This window comes from Kitasatospora sp. NPDC114501, assembly GCF_055633695.1.
Window position 1 is genome coordinate 120,823 of the sequence record NZ_JBVKDS010000014.1, and the last position, 26,244, is coordinate 147,066.

At 73.9% G+C, this 26,244-nt stretch carries 22 protein-coding genes; 11 read left to right on the forward strand and 11 right to left on the reverse strand.

Annotation, left to right across the window (positions count from 1 at the left end; all coding sequences use genetic code 11):
- The first annotated feature begins 48 nt into the window (after positions 1 to 48).
- Complete coding sequence (locus ACZ7RU_RS25550; protein WP_470343289.1) at positions 49 to 996, forward strand: DUF5995 family protein; 948 nt, start codon at positions 49 to 51, stop codon at positions 994 to 996.
- Here the strand turns inward: ACZ7RU_RS25550 and ACZ7RU_RS25555 are convergent.
- Positions 957 to 2,396 carry a GuaB1 family IMP dehydrogenase-related protein gene (locus ACZ7RU_RS25555; RefSeq protein ID WP_470343290.1) on the reverse strand — a complete coding sequence of 480 codons (1,440 nt, stop codon included), beginning with the start codon at positions 2,394 to 2,396 and terminating at the stop codon, positions 957 to 959. The genes ACZ7RU_RS25550 and ACZ7RU_RS25555 overlap by 40 nt on opposite strands.
- Positions 2,397 to 2,713: 317 nt before the next feature.
- Here ACZ7RU_RS25555 and ACZ7RU_RS25560 point away from each other — a divergent pair, with 317 nt between their 5' ends.
- From ACZ7RU_RS25560 to ACZ7RU_RS25570, 3 genes are all read left to right on the forward strand, one after another.
- Positions 2,714 to 4,216 (forward strand): SDR family NAD(P)-dependent oxidoreductase, encoded by a 1,503-nt coding sequence (locus ACZ7RU_RS25560; RefSeq protein ID WP_470343419.1) that lies wholly within the window; start codon positions 2,714 to 2,716, stop codon positions 4,214 to 4,216.
- A 21-nt stretch (positions 4,217 to 4,237) separates the two neighbouring features.
- Positions 4,238 to 4,699 carry a nucleotide triphosphate diphosphatase NUDT15 gene (locus ACZ7RU_RS25565; RefSeq protein ID WP_470343291.1) on the forward strand — a complete coding sequence of 154 codons (462 nt, stop codon included), beginning with the start codon at positions 4,238 to 4,240 and terminating at the stop codon, positions 4,697 to 4,699.
- A gap of 387 nt (positions 4,700 to 5,086) precedes the next feature.
- Positions 5,087 to 5,746, forward strand: coding sequence for an Rv1733c family protein (locus ACZ7RU_RS25570; RefSeq protein WP_470343292.1), 660 nt, complete (start codon positions 5,087 to 5,089; stop codon positions 5,744 to 5,746).
- Between the two features lie 151 nt (positions 5,747 to 5,897).
- Here the strand turns inward: ACZ7RU_RS25570 and ACZ7RU_RS25575 are convergent, their stop codons facing one another.
- Both ACZ7RU_RS25575 and ACZ7RU_RS25580 read right to left on the reverse strand, forming a co-directional pair.
- Positions 5,898 to 6,569: a YoaK family protein gene (locus ACZ7RU_RS25575; protein ID WP_470343293.1), complete on the reverse strand. Its 672-nt coding sequence runs from the start codon at positions 6,567 to 6,569 to the stop codon at positions 5,898 to 5,900.
- 108 nt (positions 6,570 to 6,677) lie between these two features.
- On the reverse strand, positions 6,678 to 7,412 hold the full coding sequence (locus ACZ7RU_RS25580) for an MgtC/SapB family protein (protein ID WP_470343294.1): 735 nt from the start codon (positions 7,410 to 7,412) through the stop codon (positions 6,678 to 6,680).
- Between the two features lie 234 nt (positions 7,413 to 7,646).
- On the opposite strand from ACZ7RU_RS25580, the gene ACZ7RU_RS25585 reads away from it, so the two are divergent.
- The 3 genes from ACZ7RU_RS25585 to ACZ7RU_RS25595 all read left to right on the forward strand — a co-directional run bounded on the left by ACZ7RU_RS25585 (position 7,647) and on the right by ACZ7RU_RS25595 (position 11,775).
- Positions 7,647 to 8,447: an ABC transporter ATP-binding protein gene (locus tag ACZ7RU_RS25585; RefSeq protein ID WP_470343295.1), complete on the forward strand. Its 801-nt coding sequence runs from the start codon at positions 7,647 to 7,649 to the stop codon at positions 8,445 to 8,447.
- A complete protein-coding gene (locus ACZ7RU_RS25590; RefSeq protein ID WP_470343296.1) occupies positions 8,444 to 11,182 on the forward strand; it encodes an FtsX-like permease family protein in 2,739 nt (912 codons plus the stop codon). Before ACZ7RU_RS25585 ends, ACZ7RU_RS25590 begins: the two co-directional genes overlap by 4 nt.
- Positions 11,183 to 11,439: 257 nt before the next feature.
- Entirely contained in the window at positions 11,440 to 11,775 is a 336-nt protein-coding gene (locus ACZ7RU_RS25595; protein ID WP_470343420.1) for a BlaI/MecI/CopY family transcriptional regulator, read from the forward strand.
- Positions 11,776 to 11,919: 144 nt separating this feature from the next.
- Here the strand turns inward: ACZ7RU_RS25595 and ACZ7RU_RS25600 are convergent, their stop codons facing one another.
- From ACZ7RU_RS25600 to ACZ7RU_RS25610, 3 genes are all read right to left on the reverse strand, one after another.
- A complete protein-coding gene (locus ACZ7RU_RS25600) occupies positions 11,920 to 12,939 on the reverse strand; it encodes an acetamidase/formamidase family protein (RefSeq protein WP_470343297.1) in 1,020 nt (339 codons plus the stop codon).
- Positions 12,936 to 14,435: an APC family permease gene (locus ACZ7RU_RS25605; protein WP_470343298.1), complete on the reverse strand. Its 1,500-nt coding sequence runs from the start codon at positions 14,433 to 14,435 to the stop codon at positions 12,936 to 12,938. The genes ACZ7RU_RS25600 and ACZ7RU_RS25605 overlap by 4 nt, the downstream gene beginning before the upstream one ends.
- Positions 14,436 to 14,572: 137 nt before the next feature.
- Positions 14,573 to 15,649, reverse strand: a complete 1,077-nt coding sequence (locus ACZ7RU_RS25610; RefSeq protein ID WP_470343299.1) for an ABC transporter substrate-binding protein — start codon at positions 15,647 to 15,649, stop codon at positions 14,573 to 14,575.
- Positions 15,650 to 15,705: 56 nt separating this feature from the next.
- On the opposite strand from ACZ7RU_RS25610, the gene ACZ7RU_RS25615 reads away from it, so the two are divergent.
- Complete coding sequence (locus ACZ7RU_RS25615; RefSeq protein ID WP_470343300.1) at positions 15,706 to 16,209, forward strand: MarR family winged helix-turn-helix transcriptional regulator; 504 nt, start codon at positions 15,706 to 15,708, stop codon at positions 16,207 to 16,209.
- Between the two features lie 105 nt (positions 16,210 to 16,314).
- Here the strand turns inward: ACZ7RU_RS25615 and ACZ7RU_RS25620 are convergent, their stop codons facing one another.
- On the reverse strand, positions 16,315 to 17,400 hold the full coding sequence (locus ACZ7RU_RS25620; RefSeq protein ID WP_470343301.1) for a C40 family peptidase: 1,086 nt from the start codon (positions 17,398 to 17,400) through the stop codon (positions 16,315 to 16,317).
- A 453-nt stretch (positions 17,401 to 17,853) separates the two neighbouring features.
- Here ACZ7RU_RS25620 and ACZ7RU_RS25625 point away from each other — a divergent pair, with 453 nt between their 5' ends.
- From ACZ7RU_RS25625 to meaB, 3 genes are read left to right on the forward strand one after another with little or no spacing between them, the layout of a single operon-like run.
- Entirely contained in the window at positions 17,854 to 19,722 is a 1,869-nt protein-coding gene (locus tag ACZ7RU_RS25625; protein ID WP_470343302.1) for a methylmalonyl-CoA mutase family protein, read from the forward strand.
- A complete protein-coding gene (gene scpA / locus ACZ7RU_RS25630) occupies positions 19,719 to 21,920 on the forward strand; it encodes a methylmalonyl-CoA mutase (RefSeq protein WP_470343303.1) in 2,202 nt (733 codons plus the stop codon). The genes ACZ7RU_RS25625 and scpA overlap by 4 nt, the downstream gene beginning before the upstream one ends.
- A gap of 12 nt (positions 21,921 to 21,932) precedes the next feature.
- Complete coding sequence (gene meaB, locus ACZ7RU_RS25635; protein ID WP_470343304.1) at positions 21,933 to 22,919, forward strand: methylmalonyl Co-A mutase-associated GTPase MeaB; 987 nt, start codon at positions 21,933 to 21,935, stop codon at positions 22,917 to 22,919.
- Positions 22,920 to 23,249: 330 nt separating this feature from the next.
- Here the strand turns inward: meaB and ACZ7RU_RS25640 are convergent, their stop codons facing one another.
- The 4 genes from ACZ7RU_RS25640 to ACZ7RU_RS25655 all read right to left on the reverse strand — a co-directional run bounded on the left by ACZ7RU_RS25640 (position 23,250) and on the right by ACZ7RU_RS25655 (position 26,224).
- A complete protein-coding gene (locus ACZ7RU_RS25640) occupies positions 23,250 to 23,540 on the reverse strand; it encodes a barstar family protein (RefSeq protein WP_470343305.1) in 291 nt (96 codons plus the stop codon).
- Positions 23,541 to 23,666: 126 nt separating this feature from the next.
- The gene (locus tag ACZ7RU_RS25645) at positions 23,667 to 24,056 is read right to left on the reverse strand and encodes a hypothetical protein (RefSeq protein WP_470343306.1); all 390 of its coding nucleotides are present in this window, start codon (positions 24,054 to 24,056) and stop codon (positions 23,667 to 23,669) included.
- A 13-nt stretch (positions 24,057 to 24,069) separates the two neighbouring features.
- A complete protein-coding gene (locus ACZ7RU_RS25650) occupies positions 24,070 to 25,104 on the reverse strand; it encodes a polymorphic toxin-type HINT domain-containing protein (protein WP_470343307.1) in 1,035 nt (344 codons plus the stop codon).
- Positions 25,105 to 25,189: 85 nt separating this feature from the next.
- Positions 25,190 to 26,224 (reverse strand): glycosyltransferase family 2 protein, encoded by a 1,035-nt coding sequence (locus ACZ7RU_RS25655; RefSeq protein WP_470343308.1) that lies wholly within the window; start codon positions 26,222 to 26,224, stop codon positions 25,190 to 25,192.
- Positions 26,225 to 26,244 lie beyond the last annotated feature (20 nt).

Here is a 26,244-nt window from a genome sequence, read left to right on the forward strand (position 1 = left end):
CTGTCACGATGATGCGATCAGTGCACGATCGACATCGGAGGGTGGCGGATGCCCGACACGGCGGTGGATCGTACGACGGCGGTGACCGCGCAGGCGGCCCGGAAAGGGGCCGGGATCGAGCGGGTGGTCCGGCGGCTGCGGCGGATCGGGGCCGCACTGCCCCCGGCCGACGGGGTGGCGGTCTTCAACCGGATCTACCTCACCGTGACGGAGGCCGTCCGCGACCGGCTGGGCGACGGGTACTTCGCCGACCCGCCGGCCGTGGCCGAACTGGACACGGTGTTCGCCCGGCGCTACCTCCGGGCCGTGGCCGCCGACGCGGCCGGGCGGGAGCCGCCCGCCTGCTGGCGGCCGCTGTTCGCGCTGCGCGCCCACCCGGGGGTGCACCCGCTCCAGTTCGCGCTGGCCGGGATGGCCGCCCACATCCAGCACGACCTGCCGCTGGCCGTCCTGGACACCTGCCGCCGAAGGCGCTGCGAGCCGGCCGTCGTCGAGGAGGACTACCGCCGGATCAACCGCGTGCTGGCGGAGGTGGAGGCGGCCGTCCGGGAGCAGCTGATGCCCGGGCCCGACCTGCTGGAGCTCGCCGAGCCGCTCACCCACCTGCTCGGCGTCTGGTCGGTCGCGGCCGCCCGGGAGGGCGCCTGGAGCGCCGCCGAGGCGCTGTGGGAACTGCGCCACCTGCCGGACGCGGCCCGGGCGTTCACCACCGCACTGGACGCCTCGGTCGGGCTGCTCGGCCGCGCCCTGCTGCTCCCGCTCGGAGCGCTGCTCCCACCCGGGCCGGACGACGGGCCCGCCGCTTCCCCGGAGAGCCGCCCGGACGACGGCCCGGACGACCGCCCCGTCACCGGGCGGCACGCTCCCGCAACGGCCGCGGCCGCCCGGCTCCCCGAGGCGAGGAACCGGACGGCCGGCGGTACGGACGCGGGCGGCGCGGCGGGCGCCGGCGGCGATCAGGCCCAGCTGGAGTGCAGCGGCTTGCCCTCGGCGTAGCCGGCCGCGCTCTGGATGCCCACGATCGCCTTCTCGTGGAACTCCTCCAGGCTGCTGGCGCCCGCGTAGGTGCAGGAGCTGCGGACGCCCGCGATGATCGAGTCGATCAGGTCCTCGACGCCCGGGCGGGTCGGGTCCAGGAACATCCGGGAGTGCGAGATGCCCTCCTCGAACAGCGCCTTGCGGGCCCGGTCGTACGAGGAGTCCTGGGCGGTGCGGTTGCTCACCGCGCGGGCCGAGGCCATGCCGAAGCTCTCCTTGTACTGGCGGCCGTCGGCGGAGGTCTGGAGGTCGCCCGGGGACTCGTAGGTCCCGGCGAACCAGGAGCCGATCATCACGTTGGAGGCGCCGGCGGCCAGCGCCATGGCGACGTCGCGCGGGTGGCGCACGCCGCCGTCGGCCCAGACGTGCTTGCCGAGCCGGCGGGCCTCGGCGGCGCACTCCAGGACGGCGGAGAACTGCGGCCGGCCGACGCCGGTCATCATCCGGGTGGTGCACATGGCGCCGGGGCCGACGCCGACCTTGAGGATGTCGGCGCCCGCCTCGACCAGGTCGCGGACACCGGCGGCGGAGACCACGTTGCCCGCCACGATCGGGATCCGCGGGTCCAGACCGCGCACCGCGCGCAGCGCGCTGATCATGGACTCCTGGTGGCCGTGCGCGGTGTCGACCACCAGCACGTCGGCACCGGCCTCGATCAGCGCCTTCGCCTTGCCCGCGACGTCGCCGTTGATGCCGACGGTGGCGGCGATCCGCAGCTTGCCGGCCGCGTCCACGGCCGGGGTGTACAGGGTGGCGCGCAGCGCGCCCTTGCGGGTGAGGATGCCGACCAGCCGGCCCTCGCCGTCCACGACCGGGGCGAGCTTGCGGTGCGCCTCGGTGAGCTTCTCGAACGCGGCCCGCGGGTCGATGCCCTCGTCCAGCACCAGCAGCTCGCGGGACATGATGTCGGCCAGGCTGGTGAAGCGGTCCACGCCCTGGCAGTCGGACTCGGTGACCACGCCGACCGGCCGGCCGTCCTCGACCACCACGAGGGCGCCGTGCGCGCGCTTGGGCAGCAGCGAGAGCGCCTCGGCGACGGTGGCGCCCGGCTCGAGCGTGATCGGGGTGTCGAAGACCAGGTGGCGCTGCTTGACCCAGGAGACGACCTCGGCGATGACCTCGGTGGGGATGTCCTGCGGGATGGCGACCAGGCCGCCGCGGCGGGCGACGGTCTCCGCCATCCGGCGGCCGGCGATGGCGGTCATGTTGGCCACGACCAGCGGGATGGTGGTGCCGGTGCCGTCGTTCGAGGAGAGGTCGACGCCCTGCCGGGAGCCCACGGCGGAACGGCTGGGGACCATGAAGACGTCGTCGTACGTCAAGTCGTACGAGGGCGTGAGGTCGTTCAGGAAGCGCATGAAGAAGGGCTCTCTGGCTGGGGGATACACCTCGGGTGCTGTTGCGGCGATGCCGCCGGAGCGCACTCGGGCGCCCGGCACCCAGCGTTCGATTCTCCGGGAAGGGCGGGGCGAAAGCCAGCTCCAGGACCATTGCTGGGGCTGTGCACAAACCCTGATCAATGCTCCGCGCGTAGACATGGAGGAACGTCCAAAGACCCCCTCCGACGTCCGGTTTTCGCCCCGCCACGGGCCGCTCCCGTAGCATTCAGGCGGTAACGGGCATGGCTTCACGCGTGTGGGCGTGGCGAAACGGGAAAGCGGCAGCAGGCGTGAGCATCGGGCAGACGGACATCGAGCAGGACCTGATCGAGGACACCGAGGAGGAGATCGACTACGGTCCCGGCCTCGACCCCGAGCGGCTGAGGCTCTGCCTGGAGGTGCTCGCCGAGCTCGACGAGCTGCACGTCGACCACCCGGACGCGATCACCGTCCGCAAGGCCGTCGGCGGCATATTCCGGACCCTCAAGCAGCGCCGCCGCCAGGAGACCCGGGCCCGCAAGACCGCCAACGACCGCGCGGTCACGGCCCGCACCGCCACCGGCGCGCCCACCCGGATCGACGACGAGACGGCCGGCGCCTTCGGCCTGACCACCGTCACCACCACCGAGATCGCCGGCATCCTGGAGCGCCCGCGCTCCTGCTACACCTGCAAGCAGCGGTACGTCGAGGTCGACGCCTTCTACCACAACCTGTGCCAGAAGTGCGCGGTCCTGAACCGGTCCCGCCGGGACGCCCGCGCCGACCTCACCGGCAAGCGCGCGCTGCTCACCGGCGGCCGCGCCAAGATCGGGATGTACATCGCGCTGATGCTGCTGCGCGACGGCGCCCACACCACCATCACCACCCGCTTCCCCAACGACGCGATCCGCCGCTTCAAGGCGATGCCGGACAGCGCCGAGTGGATCCACCGCCTCAAGATCGTCGGCATCGACCTGCGCGACCCGGCCCAGGTGCTGGCGCTGGCCGACGAGGTCGCCGCGGACGGCCCGCTGGACATCCTGATCAACAACGCCGCGCAGACCGTGCGCCGCCCGCCGGAGTCCTACCGCGAGCTGGTCAACGCCGAGTCCGCGCCGCTGCCGGCCGGCGAGCTGCCGCAGTCCACCACGATCGGCCGCTTCGGCAGCGGCGGCGTCGAGCTGCCCGCCCTCCCCCACCAGTCGGGCGGCGACGCGCAGCGGATCGCCGCCGAGGACGTCACCTCGCTCGCCCTGGTCACCGGCTCCGCCACGCCCGCCCGGATCGCGGCCGGCACCGCGATCGACGCCGGCGGCCTGGTGCCCGACCTCGCGGACACCAACAGCTGGGTGCAGACCGTCTCGGAGGTCGGCCCGGTCGAGCTGCTGGAGGTCCAGCTCTGCAACTCCACCGCGCCGTTCATCCTGATCAGCCGGCTCCGCCCGGCGATGGCCGCCTCCCCGTCCCGCCGCAAGTACGTGGTCAACGTGTCCGCGATGGAGGGCGTGTTCTCGCGCGGCTACAAGGGCGCCGGCCACCCGCACACCAACATGGCCAAGGCCGCGCTGAACATGCTCACCCGCACCAGCGCGCAGGAGATGTTCGAGGCCGACGGCATTCTGATGACCGCCGTCGACACCGGCTGGATCACCGACGAGCGCCCGCACCCGGACAAGATGCGGCTCGCCGACGAGGGCTTCCACGCCCCGCTCGACCTGGTCGACGGCGCGGCCCGGGTGTACGACCCGATCGTGCGCGGCGAGGCGGGCGAGGACCTGTACGGCTGCTTCCTCAAGGACTACGAGCGCGCCAACTGGTAACCAGCCGAAGGAGATGGCGAGTTGAGCACAGCACCGACCGCACCGCTGCTCGGCGCCGGGATCGTCGTACCCACCGGGGACGGCCGGGTGCTGGTCGGCCGCCGGATCACCGCCGGCGAGCCGCCCACCTGGAGCCTGCCCGGCGGCAAGGTGGACCCGGGCGAGTCCTTCGAGCAGACCGCGGCCCGCGAACTCGCCGAGGAGACCGGCATCGTGCTGCCCGCCGAGGGGATGCGGGTGCTCGCCGTCCACCTGGACCACGAGCTCGGCCGGCCCCGGCTGACCGCCGCCGTGCTGGCCCCGGCCAGCCTGGCCGAGGCCGTGGTCACCGAGCCGCACGCCTGCGCGGGCTGGGAGCGCTTCCCGGTGGACGCGCTGCCGGAGCCGATGTTCTACCCGTCCGCGCTGGTGCTCGGCAGCTGGCTGCCGGGGCTGGACGTGGTGCGGGCGGACGGGACGCACGGCTACCCCGTCGCCCGCTGAGGGCTGAAGGCTGAAGGCAGGGGGCTGACGGCCGCCGTCCGGGAGGCCGGTCCCCCGCCGGGACCGGGCCGGAGCGGGACGCCCGGCCCAGACAGGGGGTGACCCCACGACCACTCCCTGCCCCGGACGTCGGCCCGGCGCCCCCACGGTCGACCGGACCACGGCCGCGCCCAGGCACAGGGAGCGCCGCCACTGCCCCAGCCTGCCCGGAGCGGGCGGGGATTCCGAGGGCCGAACGTCCCGGCTGCGGGGCCGAGCGGCCCCGGCGGTGCTGCCGAGCGGCCCGGCGGTGCTACGGGCGCGCACGACTCTTGTGCGCGGGGGGCCGCCGGGTGGACATTGGGGCGGAACCGCCGTGTCTCCCCGCGTCCCTGAGGAGCCCTCACCGTGTCCAGCACGCCCCGTCCGGCCCGGACCGGACCGCCCCCGCGGCGCACCGGCCGGCGGCTGCGGCGGGCCCTCGGCGCCCGGCACGAGCCGCTCGTCCGCCCCGTCGACCGCTCCCGGGCCCGCGCCTGGCTGTCCGCCGTGCTCGGCGCGGTGCTCGCCCTCGCGCTGTCCGCGGGCGGCGCCCTGCTCCTCTACCGCTCCACCGCGCACCAGGCCGACATCGACCGCGGGCGGCTGCGCCAGGTCGACGCCGTGGTCCGCGCCGTCCCGGGCCACGACACCACCGCCACCGGCAGCCGCTCCGCCGGTGGCTACAGCAACCGGATCGACGTCGACGCCGCCTGGACCGCCCCCGACGGCACCGAGCGCCACGGCACCGTCCAGGCCCCGCGCTCCGCCGCCGTCGGCGGCCGCGCCCCGGTCTGGATCGACCCGTCCGGCGCCGCCTCCGCTCCCCCGGCCGACCGGGTGGCCCTGGCCGTCTCCGCCGCCTGCTCGGGCGCCGGCGCCCTGCTCGCCCTCCTGGCCCTGGTCGCCCTGGCCCTCCGCCTGCGCCTCCACGCCCTCGACCGCCGCGCCGAGTCCGCCTGGACCGCCGACTGGGCCCGCCTCGAACCCCTCTGGAGCGGCCGCGCGGGCCAACGGCACGAGGACTGACCCGCCGACGGCCCCCAACGGGCCCCGACGGCCGGTCAGTCGCCGGTGACGCCCCCGGAGTGGACGCCGCCACCGCGTACGGCCAGGCACGGCGCCGGCACCCATCCGACCCACCGCCCTCGCACGACGAACCGCGCCCGGCGAGGCCCGGTCAGCGGGGACGGGTCCAGGCGGGGTCGGGCCGGGCGGCGTGGTGGGTGAGGGCGGCGACGGCGAGGAGGAGGGCGAGGGCCAGCGCGAGGGCGACGGGGACACCGGCGTGGAGGACGAGGAGGGCGCCGAGGAGGGCGCCGGCGAACATCCAGACGGCGGAGGCGAGGCGGCGGGTGCCGGTGCGGTCGGCGGCGAGGGCGGTGATGGTCATGGTCAGCACGGTGGTGGTGAGGTCGGGCACCTTCAGGGCGCGGACCACCGCGTTCTGGCCGCCCATCGCGAAGCCGAGCAGCCCGATCAGGGTGTAGCGGGCCGGGTCGGAGGTGTGGCCGGCCCCGGCCGCCAGCACGGTGGCCGCCGCGACCAGCGCCGACTGGACGGCGACGGCGGCGGTCAGCAGGTGCCCGCGGTGGCCGGGCAGCCGGCGGGCGAGGTGGCCGCCGGCCAGGGCGCCGAGCAGGAAGGCGGCGAGCGCGGCCAGCGAGGCGGTGGCGGAGAGGTTGGCCGCCCCGGCCAGGGCGAAGCCCAGGAACACCACGTTGCCGGTCATGTTGGCGACGAAGACGTGGCCGAGTTCGAGGTAGCTGACCGCGTCCACCACCCCGGTGACCACGGTCAGCACCAGCAGCATCGGGACCAGCGGGCCGTGCTCGGGGTCGGGGGTCGGCATCGGGCCTCCAGTCGGTTCGGGCGGGGGTCGGACCGGGATTCGGACGGGCGCGCACGGAGGGCCGGGCCGCCATTCGGCGGGCCGGCCCTCCGTCCGGCCCCGGTCCCGTCAGGCGAGCGCCGGGTTGCCGGGGTCCTCCGGTTCGTCCTCCAGGTGCCAGTGCAGGTCGCGCACGCCCGGTTCCAGCGACAGCCGGGTGACGACCTGTTCGAGCGCCGGGGCGACCGCTCCGGTGATCGCGACGGTGGCCCGCAGGCTGGTGGCGTCGCCGCTGTCGGTGCGGCGGGCGCGCAGTCCGGTCGGGGCGAGCCCGGAGGCGGAGAGGGCCTGGAGCAGCAGGGCCCGGATGTGGGTCTCGGACTTGCGGTCGCACTCCAGGTGGACGGTGGCACGGCTGGTGGAGTCCGGGTCGCTGCCGGACTGCGGGGCCCGGTCGAGCAGCCGGCCGGCCGGGCGCAGCACCAGGTGGACGACGAGCACGGCGAGCGTGCCGAGGACGGCGAACTCCAGCTCGCCGGAGGCGGCCAGCACCCCGACGGCGGCCGAACACCACAGCGTGGCGGCGGTGTTGAGGCCGCGTACGCCGGCGCCGTCGCGCAGGATGACGCCACCGCCGAGGAAGCCGATGCCGGAGACGACGTACGAGGCGACCCGGGTCGGGCTGCCGGAGTCGCCGACGGCCTCGCTGTACAGCACGAACAGGGTGGCTCCGGCGGCGACCAGGGCGTTGGTGCGCAGGCCGGCCATCCGGGCCCGCCACTGGCGTTCGACGCCGATCAGCGCGCCGCAGGCGATGCCGGTGGCGAGCCGGATCAGGAAGTCGGCGGTGGTCAGGGTGTGCACGACGGCACCTCCTTCACGGGAGGAGGGTACGGACGGGTGGCGGCCGGCCGCCCGGGGCCGCCGTGAGCCTTCCCGAGCATAGACCGGCCCCGAACGACCCCGGCCTGGTTCCCGCTTCACCCTCGACAGCTTTGTAGAAGTTTTTGACTCCGCCCGATCACGCGCCCTCGAAGAGCCCCCCGGGAACCACCCGGGCTTGCGTCACGTCCTCCGACATATATAGTTCACCGACATATGCAGTTGAGCAGCTCACGAGGGGGAAGTGTGTCCCACACCGATCCGACCCGGCCCGCGCCCGTCCTGCGCCTGGCCGACGTCACCCGGGTGCACGGGCGGGGCGCCGCCGAGGTGCACGCCCTGCGCGGCATCGACCTGGCCGTCCACCCGGGCGAGTTCGTCGCCGTCATGGGGCCGTCCGGCTCCGGGAAGTCCACCCTGCTGACCCTGGCCGGCGGGCTGGACCAGCCCAGCGGCGGCGAGGTGCTGGTGGAGGGGGTCGCGCTCGGCGGCCTCGGCCGCGGCAAGCTCGCCGACCTGCGGCGCCGTTCGATCGGATACGTCTTCCAGGACTACAACCTGATCCCGGCGCTGACCGCCGCCGAGAACATCGCGCTGCCCCGCGAACTGGACGGCGTGCCGGGACGCCGGGCCCGCCGGGAGGCGCTGGCCGCGCTGGAGGAGCTGGGCATCGGCGAGCTCGCCGACCGCTTCCCCGACGACATGTCCGGCGGCCAGCAGCAGCGCGTCGCGATCGCCCGGGCGCTGATCGGCGAGCGCCGGCTGGTGCTCGCCGACGAGCCGACCGGCGCCCTCGACTCGGCCACCGGCGAGGCGGTGCTCGCCGTGCTGCGCGCCCGCTGCGACGCCGGTGCCGCCGCGATGATGGTCACCCACGAGGCGGCGCACGCCAGTTGGGCGGACCGGGTGGTCCACCTGCGGGACGGCGTGGTGGCCTCGGAGGCCACCGGCCGCCGCGCCGCCGCCCGCCTCGCCGCGGTGCGCCCGTCCGGCGCGGTCGGCGAGGTGGCGCAGTGAGGCTCGGAGCCTGGCGGGTCGCCCTGCGGATCGCCCGCCGTGACGCGCTGCGCGCCAAGGGCCGCAGCGCGCTGATCGTCGCCATGATCGCGCTGCCCGTGCTCGGCGTCACCGGCGCCGACGTGGTCCACCGCAGCGGGCAGTTGACCCCGGCCGAACGGGTGGAGCGGGTGGTGGGCGGCGCGGACGCCCTGGTCACCTCGCTCGACCCGGGCCAGCTGGTCGAGCAGGCCCCGATCGCCGAGGACGGCGCCTTCTCCGTCCCGCTCCGCCCGGGGGAACAGCCGACGGCAGAACAGCAGAAGGGCGCGAGCACCGACCCGGTCACCCTGATCGGTTCGCTGCTGCCGCCCGGCAGCGTGCTCGTCCCGGCCCGGCCCGGGCCGGAGGCGGGCGCCACCTCGCCCGAGGGCCTGGTCCGCGCCCTCACCACCGAGGCCGACCTGGGCGACCCGGTCTGGCGCGGCCGGCTCGACCTGGTCGAGGGCCGCGCCCCGGCCGCCCCGCGCGAAGTGGCCGCCACCCGGGCCTTCCTGGACCGCTCCGGGCTCAGGACCGGCGCCACCACCACCCTCCAGGGCCTGGAGGGCACCACGTACACCATCACCGGTGTGGTGGAGCACCCGGGCGAGTTGGGCCGGGTCGAACTCGTCGCCCGTCCCGGCGAGTTGATCGACCCGCTGAGCACCGCACTGGCCGCCGGCGGGCCCGCCGCGGAGAAGCCCCCGACCACCCGCTCCGGCTGGCTGGTCCGACTGCCGTCCGGTGCCGCCCTCGACTGGGCCGGGGTCCAGCGGTTCAACGCCCACGGCTACACGCTGACCGCGCGTTCGGTGGCGATCGCTCCGCCGCCGGAGCAGGCCGTCCCCTACTACCGCGACTCGTCCCGCTACAGCGACCCGACGCCCGAGCGGAACACCAGGATCGTCGTCGCCACCGTGACCGGCCTGGCGCTGCTGGAGGTCGCCCTGCTCGCCGGGCCCGCCTTCGCGGTCGGCGCCAACCGCTCGCGCCGTCAGCTCGCCCTGCTCGGCGCGGCCGGCGGCAGCCGCGCCCACGTCGGTGCGGTGGTGCTCGGCGGCGGGCTGGTCCTCGGCGCGACCGGGGCGCTGGTCGGCGTGGTGCTCGGCACCGCGGTGGTCACCGTGCTGCGGTCGCGGATCGAGCAGTTCGGCGGCGTGCGCTTCGGACACCTCGCGCTCCCCCCGCTGGACCTGCTCGCGATCGCCGGGATCGGCCTGTGCACCGCGCTGCTCGCGGCCGCGCTGCCCGCGCTGCAGGCCGCCCGCCGCAGCGTCACCGCCGGGCTCACCGGCCGGGACACCGTCCGCGGGCCCAGCCGCTGGGTCACCGTCGCCGGCGTGGCGCTGGTCGCCCTCGGCGCCGTGCTCGCGATGTACGGCGCGACCGCGGTCCCGCGCGAACAGTCCGGCGTGGGCGGCTACGGCGGCCGGGTGCTCACCGTGCTCGGCGGTTCGGTGGTCGCCGAACTCGGCCTGCTGCTCTGCACCCCGATGCTGGTCGCCCTGATCGGCCGGGCCGCGGGCCGGCTGCCGCTCGGGCCCCGGCTCGCGCTGCGCGACTCCGCCCGGCACCGCTCGCGCACCGCTCCGGCGGTGGCCGCGGTGATGGCCGCGGTGGCCGGTGCGGTCGCCATCGGCGTCTACACCACCAGCACCGACGCCGAGAACCGGCGCGACTACGAGCCGGAGGCCCCGTACGGCGCCGTCCAGCTGATCAGCCACGCCGACGGGTTCCGGCTCGCCGAGGAGCGCGCCGAACTGGAGAAGCAGCTGACCGGGCTCGGCCCGCGCGGCGACCTCGCCCAGGTGGTGTACCGCTTCTGCGACAACTGCCTCAGCGTCGTCCAGCTCAAGGCCCCTGAGGTGCGGCGCGGCCTCGTCGCCCCACCGCACCTGGCCGCCGGTGACGCGAACGTGCTGCACAACCTGTTCGCCGTCCACGACCCGGCCGCCGAGGAGGCGCTCGCCGCCGGCAAGCTGCTGGTCTTCGACCCGCGAGTGGTGGGCGCCGACGGCAAGGCCGTGATGGTGCTGCGCGGCGGCGGCCCCCCGGTACGGCCGGGCGAGGTGCCCAAGCCCGACGTGCAGGAGGTCCCGGTCGACGTGGTGCTGGTGGACAACCCGGCCGCCGCCAAGTTCGCCCAGGGCCTGCTACTGCCCTCCGTCCTGCCCCGGCTCGGGCTCTCCTCCTATCCGACCGGCTCGGTCTGGCTGCCCGCCACCCCGCCCGACCGCAAGGCGCAGCAGCGCGCCGAGGCGGCCACCATCCAGCTGGACCGCTTCGCCAGGCTCCAGGTGGAACGCGGGTACCAGCCGAAGAGCGACGCGCTCACCCTGGCGCTCACCGGCTTCGCCGCACTGGTCGTGCTCGGCGCCGCCGGGATCGCCACCGGCCTGGCGGCCGCCGACTCCCGGCAGGACCAGGCCACCCTGGCCGCGGTCGGCGCGCCGCCGAGGATCCGGCGGACCATGGCGGGCCTCCAGTGCATGCTGATCGCCCTGCTGGGCGCGCTGCTCGGCGCGGTCAACGGGTTCGTGCCCGCGGTGGGGCTGTTGAAGTCCCGGGCCAGCGGGTTCGGGGCCAAGCCGGCGCTGATCACCGCGCCCTGGGGCGAGCTGCTGCTGATCGTGCTGGTGCTGCCGGTGCTCGCGGGGCTGCTCGCGGCGCTGTTCACCCGGTCCCGCGTCCCGCTCGGGCGACGGCTGTCCTGAGGCCTGACCGTCCTGGATGCCCGCGGCCGGCGACGGACACGGCTTGAACACCCGCCGATCACCGGCCGACACCGCTTGGGCACCACCCCGGCACCACCCGGGACACGCCGGGCGTCCACCCCCTTCACCCGGGGGCGGGCGCCCGGCGCTCGCCGTACCATGGGCCGCGTTCCGCCGGGCGAAGGGCGCCCGTGGTCGGCTCGGCGAGGGAGAAGAGGGCGGTGCTACGGGGGTTCGGCGATCTCGAGGCCGAGATCATGGACCGGTTCTGGTCCTGGGGCCGGCCCGCCACGGTGCGCGAGGTGGTGGACGACCTCCAGCAGGACCGGGCGGTCGCCTACACCACCGTCACCACGGTCGCGGACATCCTCCACACGAAGGGCTGGCTGCGCCGCGACAAGATCGGCCGCGCCTGGATCTACGAGCCGACCTGCACCCGCGAGGAGTACACCGCCCGGCTGATGCACCAGGCGCTGGAGACCACCCCCGACCGTGCGGGCGCGCTGCTCCGCTTCGTCGACCGGATCACCGGGGACGAGGCCTCGGCGCTGCTCACCGCCCTCGAGCAGGTGCGGGCCCGGGCCGCGGGGTGACCCGCGCGCCGCGTCCCCGGGGCCTGCGGCGGGCCGGTCGCGACCGGTGGTGACCGGGGCCGACGGGCCCGGGACGGGAGTCCGCGAGATTTGCCGGGACCTTGACCCTCGCACCTGAACCCGCCTGCCCCGACCCGGCGTTGCCTACCGGTGCCGCAGGTACGCCCCGGCGGTCTCGCGCAGCCGGTCGTGCAGCCCGTCGTAGGCGCGGGCCCGGCCGAGCAAGGTCTTCGGCAGCTTGGCGACCATCGTGTAGTTGGTGTCGCAGACGTTCGCCGCCGGCGCCAGCCCGGCCTGGCTGACCAACTGGTACGCGTCGAGCTGGTCCAGGCCGAGCAGTTCGCCGGTCCAGCCGACCAGGTCGTGCTGGCTGATCCGGAACGCGTCCTCCAGCGGACGGGCCGAGCCGGTGCTGATCAGGAAGTCGTCGTTCTCCAGCCGGGGCCAGGCCGGGCCGCCGCCCTTGACCAGGTCGACGATCACGGTGGTGCGCATCGCCGCCTCCACCGCCGTACCGCACACCTCGCCCTCGCCCTGGCGGGCGTGGCCGTCGCCGATGGCGACCAGGCCGCCCTCGACGTTGACCGCGAAGTAGGCGGTGGTGCCGGCCCGCATCTCGGGGGTGTCCAGGTTGCCGCCGTGCGCACCCGGGGTGATCGAGGCCAGCACCTCGCCGGCCGCCGGGGCGACGCCGACCGTGCCGTGCATCGGGTCGAGCGGCAGGTCCACCGTGAACCCGCTGTTGCGGGCCCGGAACCGGCAGAGTCCCGCCTTGACGTCCAGGTCGTAGACCCAGACCCGCTCCTCCAGCGCCGGGTGCAGCATCGCGGTGCTGTGGGTGGCGGTCAGCGCGCCGAAGTGCGGGAAGGTGCTGGAGATGCCGTACTCCCGGGCCGGGGTGATCTCCACGAAGTGCACCGCGAGGACGTCCCCGGGCTCGGCGCCCGCCACCGCGATCGGGCCGGTGACCGGGTTGAGGTAGGGGAAGACGCAGACCTGGCTGGGCAGGTCGCCGGTGCCGCACACCTTGCCGCCGAAGCAGTCCTCGGTGGTCAGTTCGACGACGGTGCCGGGCCGGACGGTGACCAGCGGGGCGCGGCCGCCGAAGGTGTAGGCGTAGTCCTCGGGGGTCGGCGACAGCGTGACGATCTCGGGCAGGCTCACGGCTTCTCCTCGGCAGGGGTGGTGGTGGCGCTGTTCGGGGCGGCGTTGTTCGCAGCGGCGGCGTTCGTCGCCTCGGCATCGGTCGCGGCGGCGCCGGGGTCCAGGGCGGAATCGGCCTCGGTGACGGCCAGTCGGGGCCTGCGGCCGGTCGCCATCAGCCCGGCGAGCACGATCCCGCCGACGAGCAGCCAGACGAAGCCGAGCCGCTGGGCCGCGATGTCGGCGTTGACCACCACGTACGCGAGGATCGCGAAGCCGAGCGCCGGGGCGACCAGGTGCCGCCAGTAGTCCTTGCTGCGCCGGCGGATCAGGTAGTGGACGACGACGGCGACGTGCAGGACCAGGAAGGTGGTCAGCGCACCGAAGTTGACCAGGGTGCTCAGCAGGGTGATGCCGTCGTCGCGGGAGGCCGTGTAGAGGCCGAGCACCAGCGAGATCCCGGCGGTCAGCAGGGTCGCGTTGACCGGCACCCGGCGGGTGGGGTGGATCCGGGCCAGGAAGGAGGGCAGCTGGCGGTCGCGGGCCATCGCGAACAGCAGCCGGGAGGTGGCCGCCTGGGCCACCAGCGAGTTGGCGAAGCCCCAGGCCACAGCGGTGGAGGCGGCGGTCAGGGTGGCCAGCCAGCCGCCGCCGGCGGTACGGGCCGCGTCGTAGAAGGCGGTGCCGTTCGGGTCGCCGTCCCGGATCAGCGCGTCGGGATCGGCGACCAGCAGCGAGGCGACCCAGGTCTGCACGACGAACAGGGTGCCCGCGAGCAGCAGCGCGGCGACCATCGACCGGCCGATGGCCTTGGTGGAGTCCCGGTTCTCCTCCGAGAGGGTGGAGATGCCGTCGAAGCCCAGGAAGCTGAGCACCGCGATCGAGACCGCCCCGAAGGCCAGGCTCCACGAGAAGGTGTGGGAGTCGTACAACGGCGTGAAGTCGAAGCCGCGGCCCTTGCCCTCGGCCAGGGCGATGACGCCGATCACCACGAACACGGCCAGCACGACGAGTTCGCCGATCAGCATCGCCCTGTTGACCTTGTTGGTGGTCTCGATGCCGAGGTAGTTGACCACGGTGTTGAGCAGCACGAAGCCGATCAGCCAGAGCCAGACCGGGACGGCCGGCACCAGCGAGTTCATCGCGACGCCGGCGATCAGGTACAGCAGCCCCGGCACCAGCACGTAGTCGAGCAGGATCATCCAGCCGGACAGGAAGCCGACCGGGGCGGCGATGCCCCGGCCCGCGTAGGTGTAGACCGAGCCGGCCATCGGGAAGGCCCGGGACATCTGGGCGTAGGACAGGGCGGTGAACATCATCGCGACCATGCCGAGGACGTAGGCCAGGGCGACCATGCCGCCGGAGCCCTGGAAGACGCCGCCGAAGATGCCGAACGGTGCGATCGGCACCATGAACACCAGCCCGTAGACGAGCAGGTCGGTGAAGCCGAGCGAGCGGCGCAGCTCCTGCTGGTAGCCGTAGCTCTCGATGCCCTGGGGCGCGGGTGTGTCGGCCATGGTGCTCTCTCTCCGTGACGACCCTGCGGGTGTGTGGGGGAGACTGTAGGGGCAACTATTTCCAGATGGAAGGGTTTCGCCAGGGCATTCCACCTGACGAGAACGAACACCCCGGGTCACCGGCGGAGCACCCGGGGCTACCGCGACAGGACGGCGAAGCCGAGGCCCTCGGCCCGGGCGAGGTGGATCGGCGCCCGGCCCGCACCCCCGCCGTGCAGCAGCCGGCCGGCGGCCGCCAGCAGACCGTCCGGGGCCAGGGCCCGCCGTGCCCCCAGCTCGGCGAGCAGGCGCATGCCCTCGTACAGGCCCACCGCGTACGCGTCCAGGACCGGCGCCCACGGGCCGCACAGCGCCCGGTGCCGCTCGGCGAGACCCTGCCGGTGATCGTCGGCCAGCGTCGCGAAGGACGGCATCGCGGCGTACAGCGTCCCGGTGTCGTCGCCGCCGAGCGCGAGCAGGCCGTTCTCCTCCAGGGCGCCGGAGAGCCGCACCATCCGGCGGTCCAGCCCGCTGCGCCGCAGCGCCCGGTTGAACCGCACCAGATCACGCCCGACCAGGCTGAGCAGCAGGGCGTCCGCGCGGGCGGCGCGCAGCGCGTCCAGCATCGGTTCGAGCGCCTCCTCGACCGCCCCGAACGGGATCCTCCGCTCCAGCACCACCCGGGCGCCGGCCCGTGCCGCGAGCTCCTCGGCGGCCCGGTGGACGGAGCGCGGCCAGATGTAGTCGTTGCCGATCAGCGCCCACCGGCCGATGCGGTGACGCACCGTCAGCCCACGCACCGCGAAATCGAGTTGCCGGAGCGGATCGATGCCGGTGCAGAGCACGCCGGGCAGCCGGGACCCGCCCTCGTGCGGCGGGGTGTAGACGTACGCGACGCGGCCGGCGGCGACGGCCTCCACCGCCCGGTGCACGTCGCTGGTGTGGCACCCGACGATCGCGTCCAGCGCCCCGGCGTCCAGCAGCAGTCGCACCTCCCCGGCGACCGCGCCCGGCGCGCCACCGCCGTCCACCAGCACCAGCTCCAGCGGGCGGCCGAGCACGCCGCCGCCCGCGTTGACCTCGTGCGCGGCGAGCAGGGCGCCGTCCAGCGCGGACGGGCCGGTGAGCCCGAGCGGGCCGGACTGCGGCACGACGAGGCCCACCCGGAACGCCGCCTCCTCCCGATCCGAGTGCAGCGCGTCGAGCGGATCGATCAGCCTCACCTCGACGCTCACACGGCGAGTATCGTCGTACCACCGATATCGGGAAAGGCCGGAGAGGGGAGCGTCCGATGACCGCAGCCGGTGCCGCACCGGGAGTCGACGCCCGCCCCGGCGATCCCGTCGGCCGGGCCGCGGACCGGCCCACCGGCGACCCGGCGGACCGTCCGGCCGTCCCGGAACCACTGCTGGTCGAGCTGGTCACGCTGGCCCACCGCAGGCTCTCCGGCGGCCTCGCCGCCGCGCTGGCCGAGGAGGACTGCACCGTCGACCAGTGGCGGCTGCTGCGCGCCCTCGCGGACGGCCGGGGGCACGCGATGGGCGAACTGGCCCAGGCCCTGCTGATCCCGCAGGCGAGCCTGAGCCGGCTGGTGGACTCGCTGGCCGACTCCGGCTGGGTCTACCGCCGCCAGGACGACCGGGACCGCCGCCGGATCAGCGCCCACCTCTCCCGCCGGGGCCGCACCCGGCTGACCCGCCTGGACGCCCTCGCCGCCGCCCACGACGCCGCCGTCCGCCGGGCCTGCGGCCTCGCCGACCCGGCGCACCTGCTGCGACGGCTCGCCGCGCTCTGACCCGCCCGACCACCGCGCTAACGACCCGACCGCTCGCTCGCCGACCCCCCGCAACGACGGTGGCCCGCCCCGCCGAAGCGGGGGCGGGCCACCGGGGGCGTGCGGTCAGGCCGGGCGGACGGCGCCCCTGTAGGGCATCGCGGAGATCGGCAGGACCTCGATGTTCTTCCCCGTGCGCGGGGAGTGGATCATCTTGCCGTCGCCGATGTACAGGCCGACGTGGTGCAGGTCGTCATAGAAGAAGACCAGGTCACCGGGCTGGAGGTTGGCGCGGTCGACGTGCGGGCCGTCCTTCCACTGCTCCTCGGACGTCCGGGAGATCGTGACGCCCGCCGCACGGTAGGCCTGGCTGGTGAGACCGGAGCAGTCGAAGGTGGCGGGGCCGTTCTTGCCCCAGCCGTACGGCTTGCCCAGCTGGGCCTGGGCGAACGCGATGATGCTGGCGGCCCGGCCACTGGCCGACGGCACCGGGGCGTTCATGTCCGGGCGCTCGGCGGAGCGGGAGGCGCGGTCCTTGGCGGCCGCGGCGGCGGCCTGCTGGGCCTCGGCCTTGGCCTTCTCGGCGCTCTGCTGGGCGTTGATCTTGGCCCGGTCCTCGGCGCTGAGCTTGTTCAGCATCTCCTGGGCCTGGGCCAGCTTGGTCTGGATGTCCTTCTTCTGCTCCGCCAGCTGGGTGCCGACCGAGTCGAGCGCGGCCAGGGTGGCGGTGGCCTCGGCGCGGTCCTGGTCGAGCTTGCGCTGCTCGTCCTGCGCCTGCTTGAGCAGGTTCGCCTGGGAGTCGGAGACCTGGCTCTGCACCGCGGCGCGCTCCAGGTAGGCGGACGGGTCGGAGTCGAGCATCAGCTGGACCGACGGGTCGATGCCGTTGGTGCGGTACTGGTCGGCGGCGACCGCGCCGAGCCGGGTCCGCAGCTCGTTCATCGCCTCCTGGCCGCGGACGACCTTCTCCTGGATCTGGTTGGCCTCGGCCTGGAGCTTCTGCTGCCTCGCCTGGAAGCCGTTGTGCTTCTCGATCGCCTGCTCGGCCTCCTGGTTGAGCAGGTCGACCTGCTCCTTGACGGAGGCGAGGTTCGGGGAGGGCTCGGCGTGGGCGGTGCCGGAGGCGAGGACCGCGCTGCCGGCCGCCATGGCCGTGGTGAGGACCGCCATCCGGGCCCGGCTCGGGGGACTGGGCTTGCGACGCTTTCCCATGCCGGTCGCTCTCCTTCGGGGGAATCTGGGGACGGTCCGGACGGGGCCGGGGGAACGGCCCGGCCGGGGCCGTGGGACGGCGAAGGCGGGCAGGACTAGCAACGGGGGGGGGGTGCTGCCCCGCCCACCTTCTTCGAAGTAACTTAATAGATGAGGGCCCGGGTTCCGCAATCCCCCTGATCATGACGTTCCGGCAGCATGACGGGACATCGATCGCGTTCCGTGCCATCGGTGTTGACCTCGGACACCGTCCACCGCCGACGGCGGCCGGCAGGAACCCGCCCCGCACCTCCGACCACCCGTCACGGCACCCCCTCCCGACCCGGGTGCCGGCCGTCCCGGCACCCCGTGGCACTCCCCGCCCCGAGGAGTGCTCGAAATCAGCCAAATCGAGGGAAACGTCACACGGGCTCCCCCTCCTGCGGCCCTGCGAACGGGCGCTAACCTGCGCACATGAAGGTCCCGCCCGAAAGGCTCCCCCTCGCCTCCGAGTTCCCGGCCGCGCACCGTGAGCAGTGGCAGCAGCTCGTCCAGGGTGTGCTGCGCAAGTCCGGTTCCCAGCCCGAGGACGGCCCCGCCGCCGAGCAGGCGCTCACCACCCGGCTCCAGGACGGGCTGAGCGCCCGCCCGCTGTACACCGCCGAGGACACCGCCGCCGACCCGGGCTTCCCGGGCTTCCCGCCGTTCGTGCGCGGCGGCCGGCCCCAGGGCGCCGCCGTGACCGGGTGGGACGTTCGCCAGCGGCACGCCGACCCGGACCGCCGGCGCGCCAACGAGGCCGTGCTGGCCGACCTGGAGCACGGCGTGAGCTCGCTCTGGCTGGAACTGGGCGGCGCGGGCCTCCCGGTCGACGCCCTGCCCGAGGCCCTGGCCGGCGTGTACCTGGACCTGGCCGCCGTGGCCCTCGACGCCGGACCCGAATTCACCGACGCCGCCGAGCAGTTGTTCAGGCTGTACGAGGAGCGCGAAGTCTCCCCCGGCGCCGCCGCCGGCAACCTCGGCGCCGACCCGCTCGGCCTCCAGGCCCGGACCGGCGACGGCGACCGCACCGACGCGCTGCTCGCCGAGGCCACCGCACTGGCCGCCCGCTGCGCCGCCGGCTACCCGGGCCTGCGGGCGCTCACCGTGGACGCCCTGCCGTACCACGAGGCGGGTGCCTCCCCCGCCCAGGAACTGGGCTGCTCGCTCGCCGCCGGCGTCGCCTACCTGCGCGCGCTGACCGCCGCCGGGCTCACCGTGGACGAGGCGCTCGGCCAGCTGGAGTTCCGCTACGCCGCGGACGCCGACCAGTTCCTCACCATCGCCAAGTTCCGTGCCGCGCGCCGCCTCTGGGCCCGGGTCGCCGAGGTCTCCGGGGCCGGCGCGACCGCCTCCGCGCAGCGCCAGCACGCCGTCACGTCCCGGGTGATGATGACCGCCCGCGACCCGTGGGTGAACATGCTGCGCACCACGGTCGCCTGCCTGGCCGCGGGCGTCGGCGGCGCCGACTCCGTCACCGTGCTGCCCTTCGACAGCGCCCTCGGCCTGCCGGACGCCTTCGCCCGCCGGATCGCCCGCAACACCCAGGCGATCCTGCTGGAGGAGTCCCACCTGGCCCGGGTGATCGACCCGGCCGGCGGCTCCTGGTACGTCGAGCAGCTGGGCGAGGAGCTGGCGCGGGCCGCCTGGGCCTGGTTCCAGGAGATCGAGCGGGCCGGCGGCCTGCGCGCCGCCCTCTCCGCCGGGCTGGTCGAGGAGCGGATCGCCGCGACCTGGGCGGAGCGCTCGGTGAGGCTCGCCAAGCGGCGCGAACCCGTCACCGGCGTCAGCGAGTTCCCGCACCTGGACGAGCAGCCGCTGGTCCGCGAGCCGGCCCCGGCCGCGCTCGGCGGCGGACTGCCGCGGGTGCGCCGCGCCGAGGCCTACGAGGCGCTGCGGGACCGCTCGGACGCCCAGCTCGCCGCGACCGGCGCCCGTCCGACGCTGTTCCTCGCCTCGATCGGCACCGCCTCCGCGCACACCGCGCGCACCACCTTCGCCGCCAACCTGTTCCAGGCCGGCGGCATCGCGACGGTCTCGGCCGAGTCCGTCGACCCGGCGGCCTTCGCCGAGGCGTTCACCGCCTCCGGCGCGACCGTCGCCTGCCTCTGCTCCAGCGACGCGCTGTACGCCGAGCACGCCTCCTCGGTCGCCGGGGCCCTGAAGGCCGCCGGCGCCGAGAAGGTGCTGCTGGCCGGGCGACTCGCCGAAGTACCCGACGGCGTGGACGAGTTCATCTTCGCGGGGGGCGACGCGGTCGCCGTCCTCACCTCCCTGCTGGACCAGATCGGAGCCGCTCGATGATCCCCGACTTCACCGGAATCGGGCTGGACGGCGGCGCCGCCGGCGTCACGGACGAGCAGTGGCGGGCCGCCTGGCGCCGGTCCACCGGCAAGGACGTCGACGAACTGCTCTGGGAAACCCCCGAGGGCATCGGCGTCAAGCCGCTGTACACCGGCGCCGACCTGGCCGGGCTGGACTTCCTGGAGACCTACCCGGGCGTCGCCCCGTACCTGCGCGGGCCCTACCCGACCATGTACGTCAACCAGCCCTGGACCGTCCGCCAGTACGCGGGCTTCTCCACCGCCGAGGAGTCCAACGCCTTCTACCGCCGCAACCTCGCGGCCGGCCAGAAGGGCCTGTCGGTCGCCTTCGACCTGCCGACCCACCGCGGCTACGACAGCGACCACCCGCGGGTCACCGGCGACGTCGGCATGGCGGGCGTGGCGATCGACTCGATCTACGACATGCGCCAGCTGTTCGACGGCATCCCGCTGGACAAGATGTCGGTGTCGATGACCATGAACGGCGCCGTGCTGCCGGTCCTCGCGCTGTACATCGTCGCGGCCGAGGAGCAGGGAGTACCGCCGGAGAAGCTCGCGGGGACCATCCAGAACGACATCCTCAAGGAGTTCATGGTCCGCAACACCTACATCTACCCGCCGCAGCCGTCGATGCGGATCATCTCGGACATCTTCGCGTACACCTCGCAGAAGATGCCCCGGTACAACTCGATCTCCATCTCCGGCTACCACATCCAGGAGGCGGGGGCGACCGCCGACCTGGAGCTGGCCTACACCCTGGCCGACGGGGTGGAGTACCTGCGCGCGGGCCTGGACGTGGGGCTGGACGTGGACGCCTTCGCGCCGCGGCTGTCGTTCTTCTGGGCGATCGGCATGAACTTCTTCATGGAGGTCGCCAAGCTGCGCGCGGCCCGGCTGCTGTGGGCCAAGCTGGTCAGGCAGTTCGATCCGAAGAACCCCAAGTCCCTTTCGCTGCGCACCCATTCGCAGACCTCCGGCTGGTCGCTCACCGCCCAGGACGTGTTCAACAACGTCACCCGCACCTGCGTGGAGGCGATGGCGGCGACCCAGGGCCACACCCAGTCGCTGCACACCAACGCCCTGGACGAGGCGCTCGCCCTGCCCACCGACTTCTCCGCCCGCATCGCCCGCAACACCCAGCTGCTGCTCCAGCAGGAGTCGGGCACCTGCCGGGTGATCGACCCGTGGGGCGGCTCCGCGTACGTCGAGAAGCTGACCCACGACCTCGCCGCCAGGGCCTGGGAGCACATCCAGGAGGTCGAGGCGGCCGGCGGCATGGCCAAGGCCATCGACGCCGGCATCCCCAAGCTGCGCGTCGAGGAGGCCGCCGCCCGCACCCAGGCGCGGATCGACTCCGGCCGTCAGCCGGTGATCGGCGTCAACAAGTACCGGGTGGAGAGCGACGAGCGGATCGACGTGCTCAAGGTCGACAACTCCTCGGTGCGGGCCCGCCAGATCGAGAAGCTGCGCCGGCTGCGCGCGGAGCGCGACGAGGCTCTCGTCCAGGACTCCCTGAACGCCCTCACCCGGGCCGCCGAGGCCGGTCCGCAGCGCGGCGGCTCGCTGGACGGCAACCTGCTGCACCTGGCCGTCAACGCGGCCCGGGCCAAGGCCACCGTCGGCGAGATCTCGGACGCCCTGGAGAAGGTGTACGGCCGCCACTCCGGCCAGATCCGTACCATCTCCGGTGTGTACCGAGACGAAGCGGGCCCGTCGGCCTCCCTCCAGCGCACCCGCGACCTGGTCGAGCGGTTCGAGCAGGCCGAGGGCCGCCGTCCGCGCATCCTGGTCGCCAAGATGGGCCAGGACGGCCACGACCGCGGCCAGAAGGTGATCGCCACGGCGTTCGCCGACCTCGGCTTCACCGTGGACGTCGGCCCGCTGTTCCAGACCCCGGCCGAGGTCGCCCGCCAGGCCGTCGAGGCGGACGTCCACATCGTCGGCGTGTCCTCGCTGGCCGCCGGGCACCTCACGCTGGTACCCGCACTGCGCGCCGAACTCGCCGAGGCGGGGCGGGAGGACATCACCATCGTGGTGGGCGGGGTCATTCCGCCGCAGGACTTCGACGCCCTGTACGAGGCGGGCGCGGCCGCGGTCTTCCCGCCCGGGACGGTCATCCCGGACGCGGCGTACGACCTGCTGAAGTCCCTGGCGGCCGACCTCGGCCACGAGCTGTAGGCCTTCGATCGCATGCCTCCGCGGACGATCGACCTCGACAGCTATGTGACGGGCGTGCTGGACGGCTCGCGCGCCTGGATCGCGCGCGCCGTCACCCTCGTCGAGTCCTCCCGGCCCGACCACCGCGCGCTCGCGCAGCAGCTGCTCCAGCGGCTGCTGCCGCACGCGGGCGGGGCGGTCCGGGTGGGCATCACCGGGGTGCCCGGTGTCGGCAAGTCGACCTTCATCGACTCCTTCGGCAGCATGCTGACCGGCCAGGGCCGCCGGGTCGCGGTCCTGGCCGTCGACCCGACCTCCAGCCGGACCGGCGGCTCCATCCTGGGCGACAAGACCCGGATGGAGCGGCTCGCCGTCGACCCTTCCGCCTTCGTCCGGCCGTCCCCGACCTCGGGGACGCTCGGCGGGGTCGCCAAGGCCACCCGGGAGTCCATGGTGGTGATGGAGGCGGCCGGGTACGACGTGGTGCTGATCGAGACGGTGGGCGTCGGGCAGTCCGAGACGGCGGTGGCGGGGATGGTCGACACCTTCCTCCTGCTCAGTCTGGCGCGGACCGGCGACCAGCTCCAGGGCATCAAGAAGGGCGTCCTGGAGCTCGCGGACGTCATCGCCGTCAACAAGGCGGACGGCCCGCACGAGCGGGACGCGAAGGCGGCTGCCCGCGAACTCGCGGGCGCGCTGCGGCTGTTGCAGCCCCCGGACGCCGCCTGGACGCCGCCCGTGCTGACGTGCAGCGGCCGCGACGGCGCGGGGCTGGACGTGCTGTGGGAGCGCCTCCAGCAGCACCGCAAGGTCCTGGACGCGACGGGCGCCCTGGCCGCCAAGCGCCGCGACCAGCAGGTCGAGTGGACCTGGTCCATGGTTCACGACCAGCTCTACGCCCGTCTCCACGAGAACCCGGAAGTACGGCACCTGGCCCCCGAGTTGGAAACCCAGGTCCGCGCCGGCACCCTCCCGGCGGGACTGGCCGCCCAGCAGATCCTGGACGCCTTCTTCGGCTGACCCGGAACGTGCAAGTCGAGCGCCGTGCCCCACCCCCGCGTGGGGCACGGCGCTTCGTCGGCTGCGGGGCACTCGAACCACACCACCTTGCCCGTCACCGTCGGGTACCACCCCCACGAGTGCGCGAGTGCCACCACCAACCGCCGCGCCGCCGGCACGGCACCGGCCCCCGGCGATTCCTCCCACCCCGATGGAACCGGAAACCGCGCGTTGCTCACTGGGCTGACCATCATGTGCGCTCTCCAAGCCAGCAGGTAGGTCGTACAACTGCGACCGAATGGCTCCCGTCGACGTCTCGGCAGTCGCCGAGACGTCGACGGCCCGAGCGGGTCAGGCGAAGCGGACGGTCAACCGGTCCTCGGCGGGGCGGCCCTCATCTCGCGCTGCCGCATCGACAAGGACCTTGGCGATCCGCTCGAACACCTCCACACCGAGGTGTTCGCGGCTGACCGCCGAGTCCTCCCAGACGATCTCGACCGGCCGCTCGGCGTCGGTGGTCAGCCGGCCCCCCAACGCGTTGAGGTTCCGTCCGTAGTACGGGCCGAAGTCCAGCGGCCCTGCGAGCTCGTCGTGGAAGTCCGCCACGGTCCGGATCCGCGAACCGTCGATGGTGACCCTCATGTCCCTCCTTCCGGTTCGGCAACTGACAGCCTGCTCGTCGTGGTCGCCGATGGTGTCCATCAGGCCATCAGTCGACCAAGGAATGCCCGTGTCCTACGCTCCGGGGCTCGCAGGACGGTGCCGCGCTCAGCGAGGCCGACCAGTGGGCTCAGCCGTGGCGGACGGCTCGCTCCAGCCCGTGCCGCGACGCACGGTGAGGACCCCGCAGACCACGAACCCGTCGTGTGCGCCGTCCCCCTGGACGATCCGGAGCTTCCGGAACCTTCCGGCGTGGCGCTCCGGGATCGGGAGCAGGGCGTCGATCTCCCGCGTGTCCTCCACCTCCGTGATGGCGAGCGAGGTGTAGCTGGACACCGTCTTCATCGCCAGCACGTCGCCGAAGACGAGATCCACGTAGCCCGTGTAGTCCTCACCCGGCTTGCCCCGCAGGACCAGGGTCCGGTGGGACTTGGTGTACGACCACAGTTGGAACCAATGGTCGAAGCGCAGAGGCAGGGAGGCCTGGCTGCCGGTCATCTCGTGTCCTCTCTCAGTCGAACGGACCCTTGTCCTGCTGGATCCCGTCCTTGAACCACTTGACCCGGACCTGCACGGACGGCGGGGCATCCCTGATCATCGCAAGTTCCCATGCCGTCAGGTCGGATGCGTACGGGTTGTTCGGGTCCGCCGTCTTCGCCCACTCCTTGGGGTTCGTGATGTCGTCCAGGTTGACGTAGATCTCGGTCGTACTATCCGGCGACAGGGCGGCTCGGACCACCTTCTCGAAGTCCTTGCCCTCGGCGCTCCATTGCTCCCAGTACGAGGCGTCGTTGTGGTCGGCGAACGTTTCGAGGGCGTATCGGTCCCCGTTGGCCTCCGTGAGCCCGAGGGCGATGCGGCCGCACTCGCCGTTGTGGACCAGGACCGGTATCGAGCCCGCCAGCACGTAGTACGTGTGGACGTCCCGGACGGTCAGGTTGTAGGCGGGCTGGAGGCCGGTCCACTGCCGCACCGACGCGACCGTCACGGTTGCCGCGTCGGCGGTCCGCAGCTGGTCTCCGACGACGACGTCCGCCGCATCGACCCATGCCTGGCGGTTCTCCGTCCAGAAGGGGTGACGGGCGGTCGCCGTGACGCTGTCGGAGCCTCCCGCCCCGTCGGTCACCGTGAGGTCGACGAAGTCACGGTCGGCCGGGCTCTGGATGGTGCCGTCGACCGGCTGGGCGGCGGTGGTACCGGTGTCCGGATCCGTGGCGAGGACCTGGTCGCCACGGCGTACCTGCTCGATCGGCCGGTTGCCGCCGTCGGCCATCAGCACCTTGGTACCGGCCGGGAAGCTGTTGGGGGTCAGGCAGATCCCCACCTTGGAGAATGCGTCCTCCAGGAAGGGGGTGATCTTGTTTCCGACGAAGGGGAGCTGGCGGGTGACGTCGAGGAGCTTGGACGCGGGTTCGGCCAGTACACCCCTCGGATCCCTGGTGCAGTCCGGGACCTGGTCGATGGCATCGCCCTGCACGATCCCGCTGACGCAGCCGCCCGCCTGCCTCGCCAGGGTGGGGACGGTGTCGAAGAAAACGGTCCCCAACAGCGACTTGGCCGAGCTGTAGAGCTCGAGGAGTCGGTTGTACGCGCGGAACGCGGCGTCGGTGGCCGGCCCGACGAAGCCCGGCTCAGCGGCGGGCGGCGACGGCCTGGCGGGTGCGGCGGGCGAGGCGGTGGGCGCGTTGGACGGCGACGAAGGCGGTCATGGAGTCGGCCTGGGTGAGGCGGTACTTGAGGCGGAGCTGGGGGCTGAGGCCGGCCTGGGCCTCGGGGCCGATGGCCCGCAGCAGGCGGGTGACGTGCTGCTGGTAGGCGGCGCGGTAGGCGCGGTCGCCGTCGGGGACGGTCCAGAAGAACATCGGGATCTCCTCGACCAGGCAGTTGCGGTCGTAGGCGCGCAGGTGGTCGGCGAAGACGGGTTCGGGGCGGGCGAGGAGCCACTCGCGGACGAGTTCCATCGAGCGGACCCGGTCGACGACCCCGCGCGGGTCGGTCTTCTTCTGGGTGATGGAGAGGTCGCCGTCCTCGCGCACGCGCCAGTGGTAGACCGGGTCGGCGAGGACGTCGACGCGTTCGGCGAGGAAGTGGTGGGGCACGCTGACCGGGGCGTCCTCGTACAGGATGCCCTCGGGGTACAGGATGCCCGCGCCGTCGAAGAAGGTGCGCCGGTAGACCTTGTTCCAGGCGGTGCGGTCGGTGACGAGGGCGGGCAGTTCGCTGACGTGGGTGCGCAGCCGGGTCTCGCGGAACGGGCGGCGGTGTGCGTGGGAGGGGCTGAGGCCGGTGGTGCGCAGCCGCAGGGCGTTGCCGGCGGCGAAGTCGGAGCCGGTCCCGTCCAGGGTGTCGATCATCAGCTGGTAGGCGTGCGGCGGCAGGGTGTCGTCGCTGTCGACGAAGGCCAGGTACTCGGTGCCGGCGGTGAGGTGGCGCCAGCCGGTGTTGCGGGCGGCGCCCAGGCCCTGGTTGTGCTGGCGGACCAGCCGGAAGCGCGGGTCCCGGGCGGCGTGGGCCTCGGCGACGGCCGGGCCGTCGTCGGTCGAGCCGTCGTCGACCATGACGCACTCGAAGTCCTCGAAGGTCTGCGCCGCGATCGAGTCCAGGCACTCCCGGAGGTAGCGCTCGACGTTGTGGATCGGGACGACGAGGGAGAGACGCGGGGCCATCGGGCGCCCTTTCGCTCAGC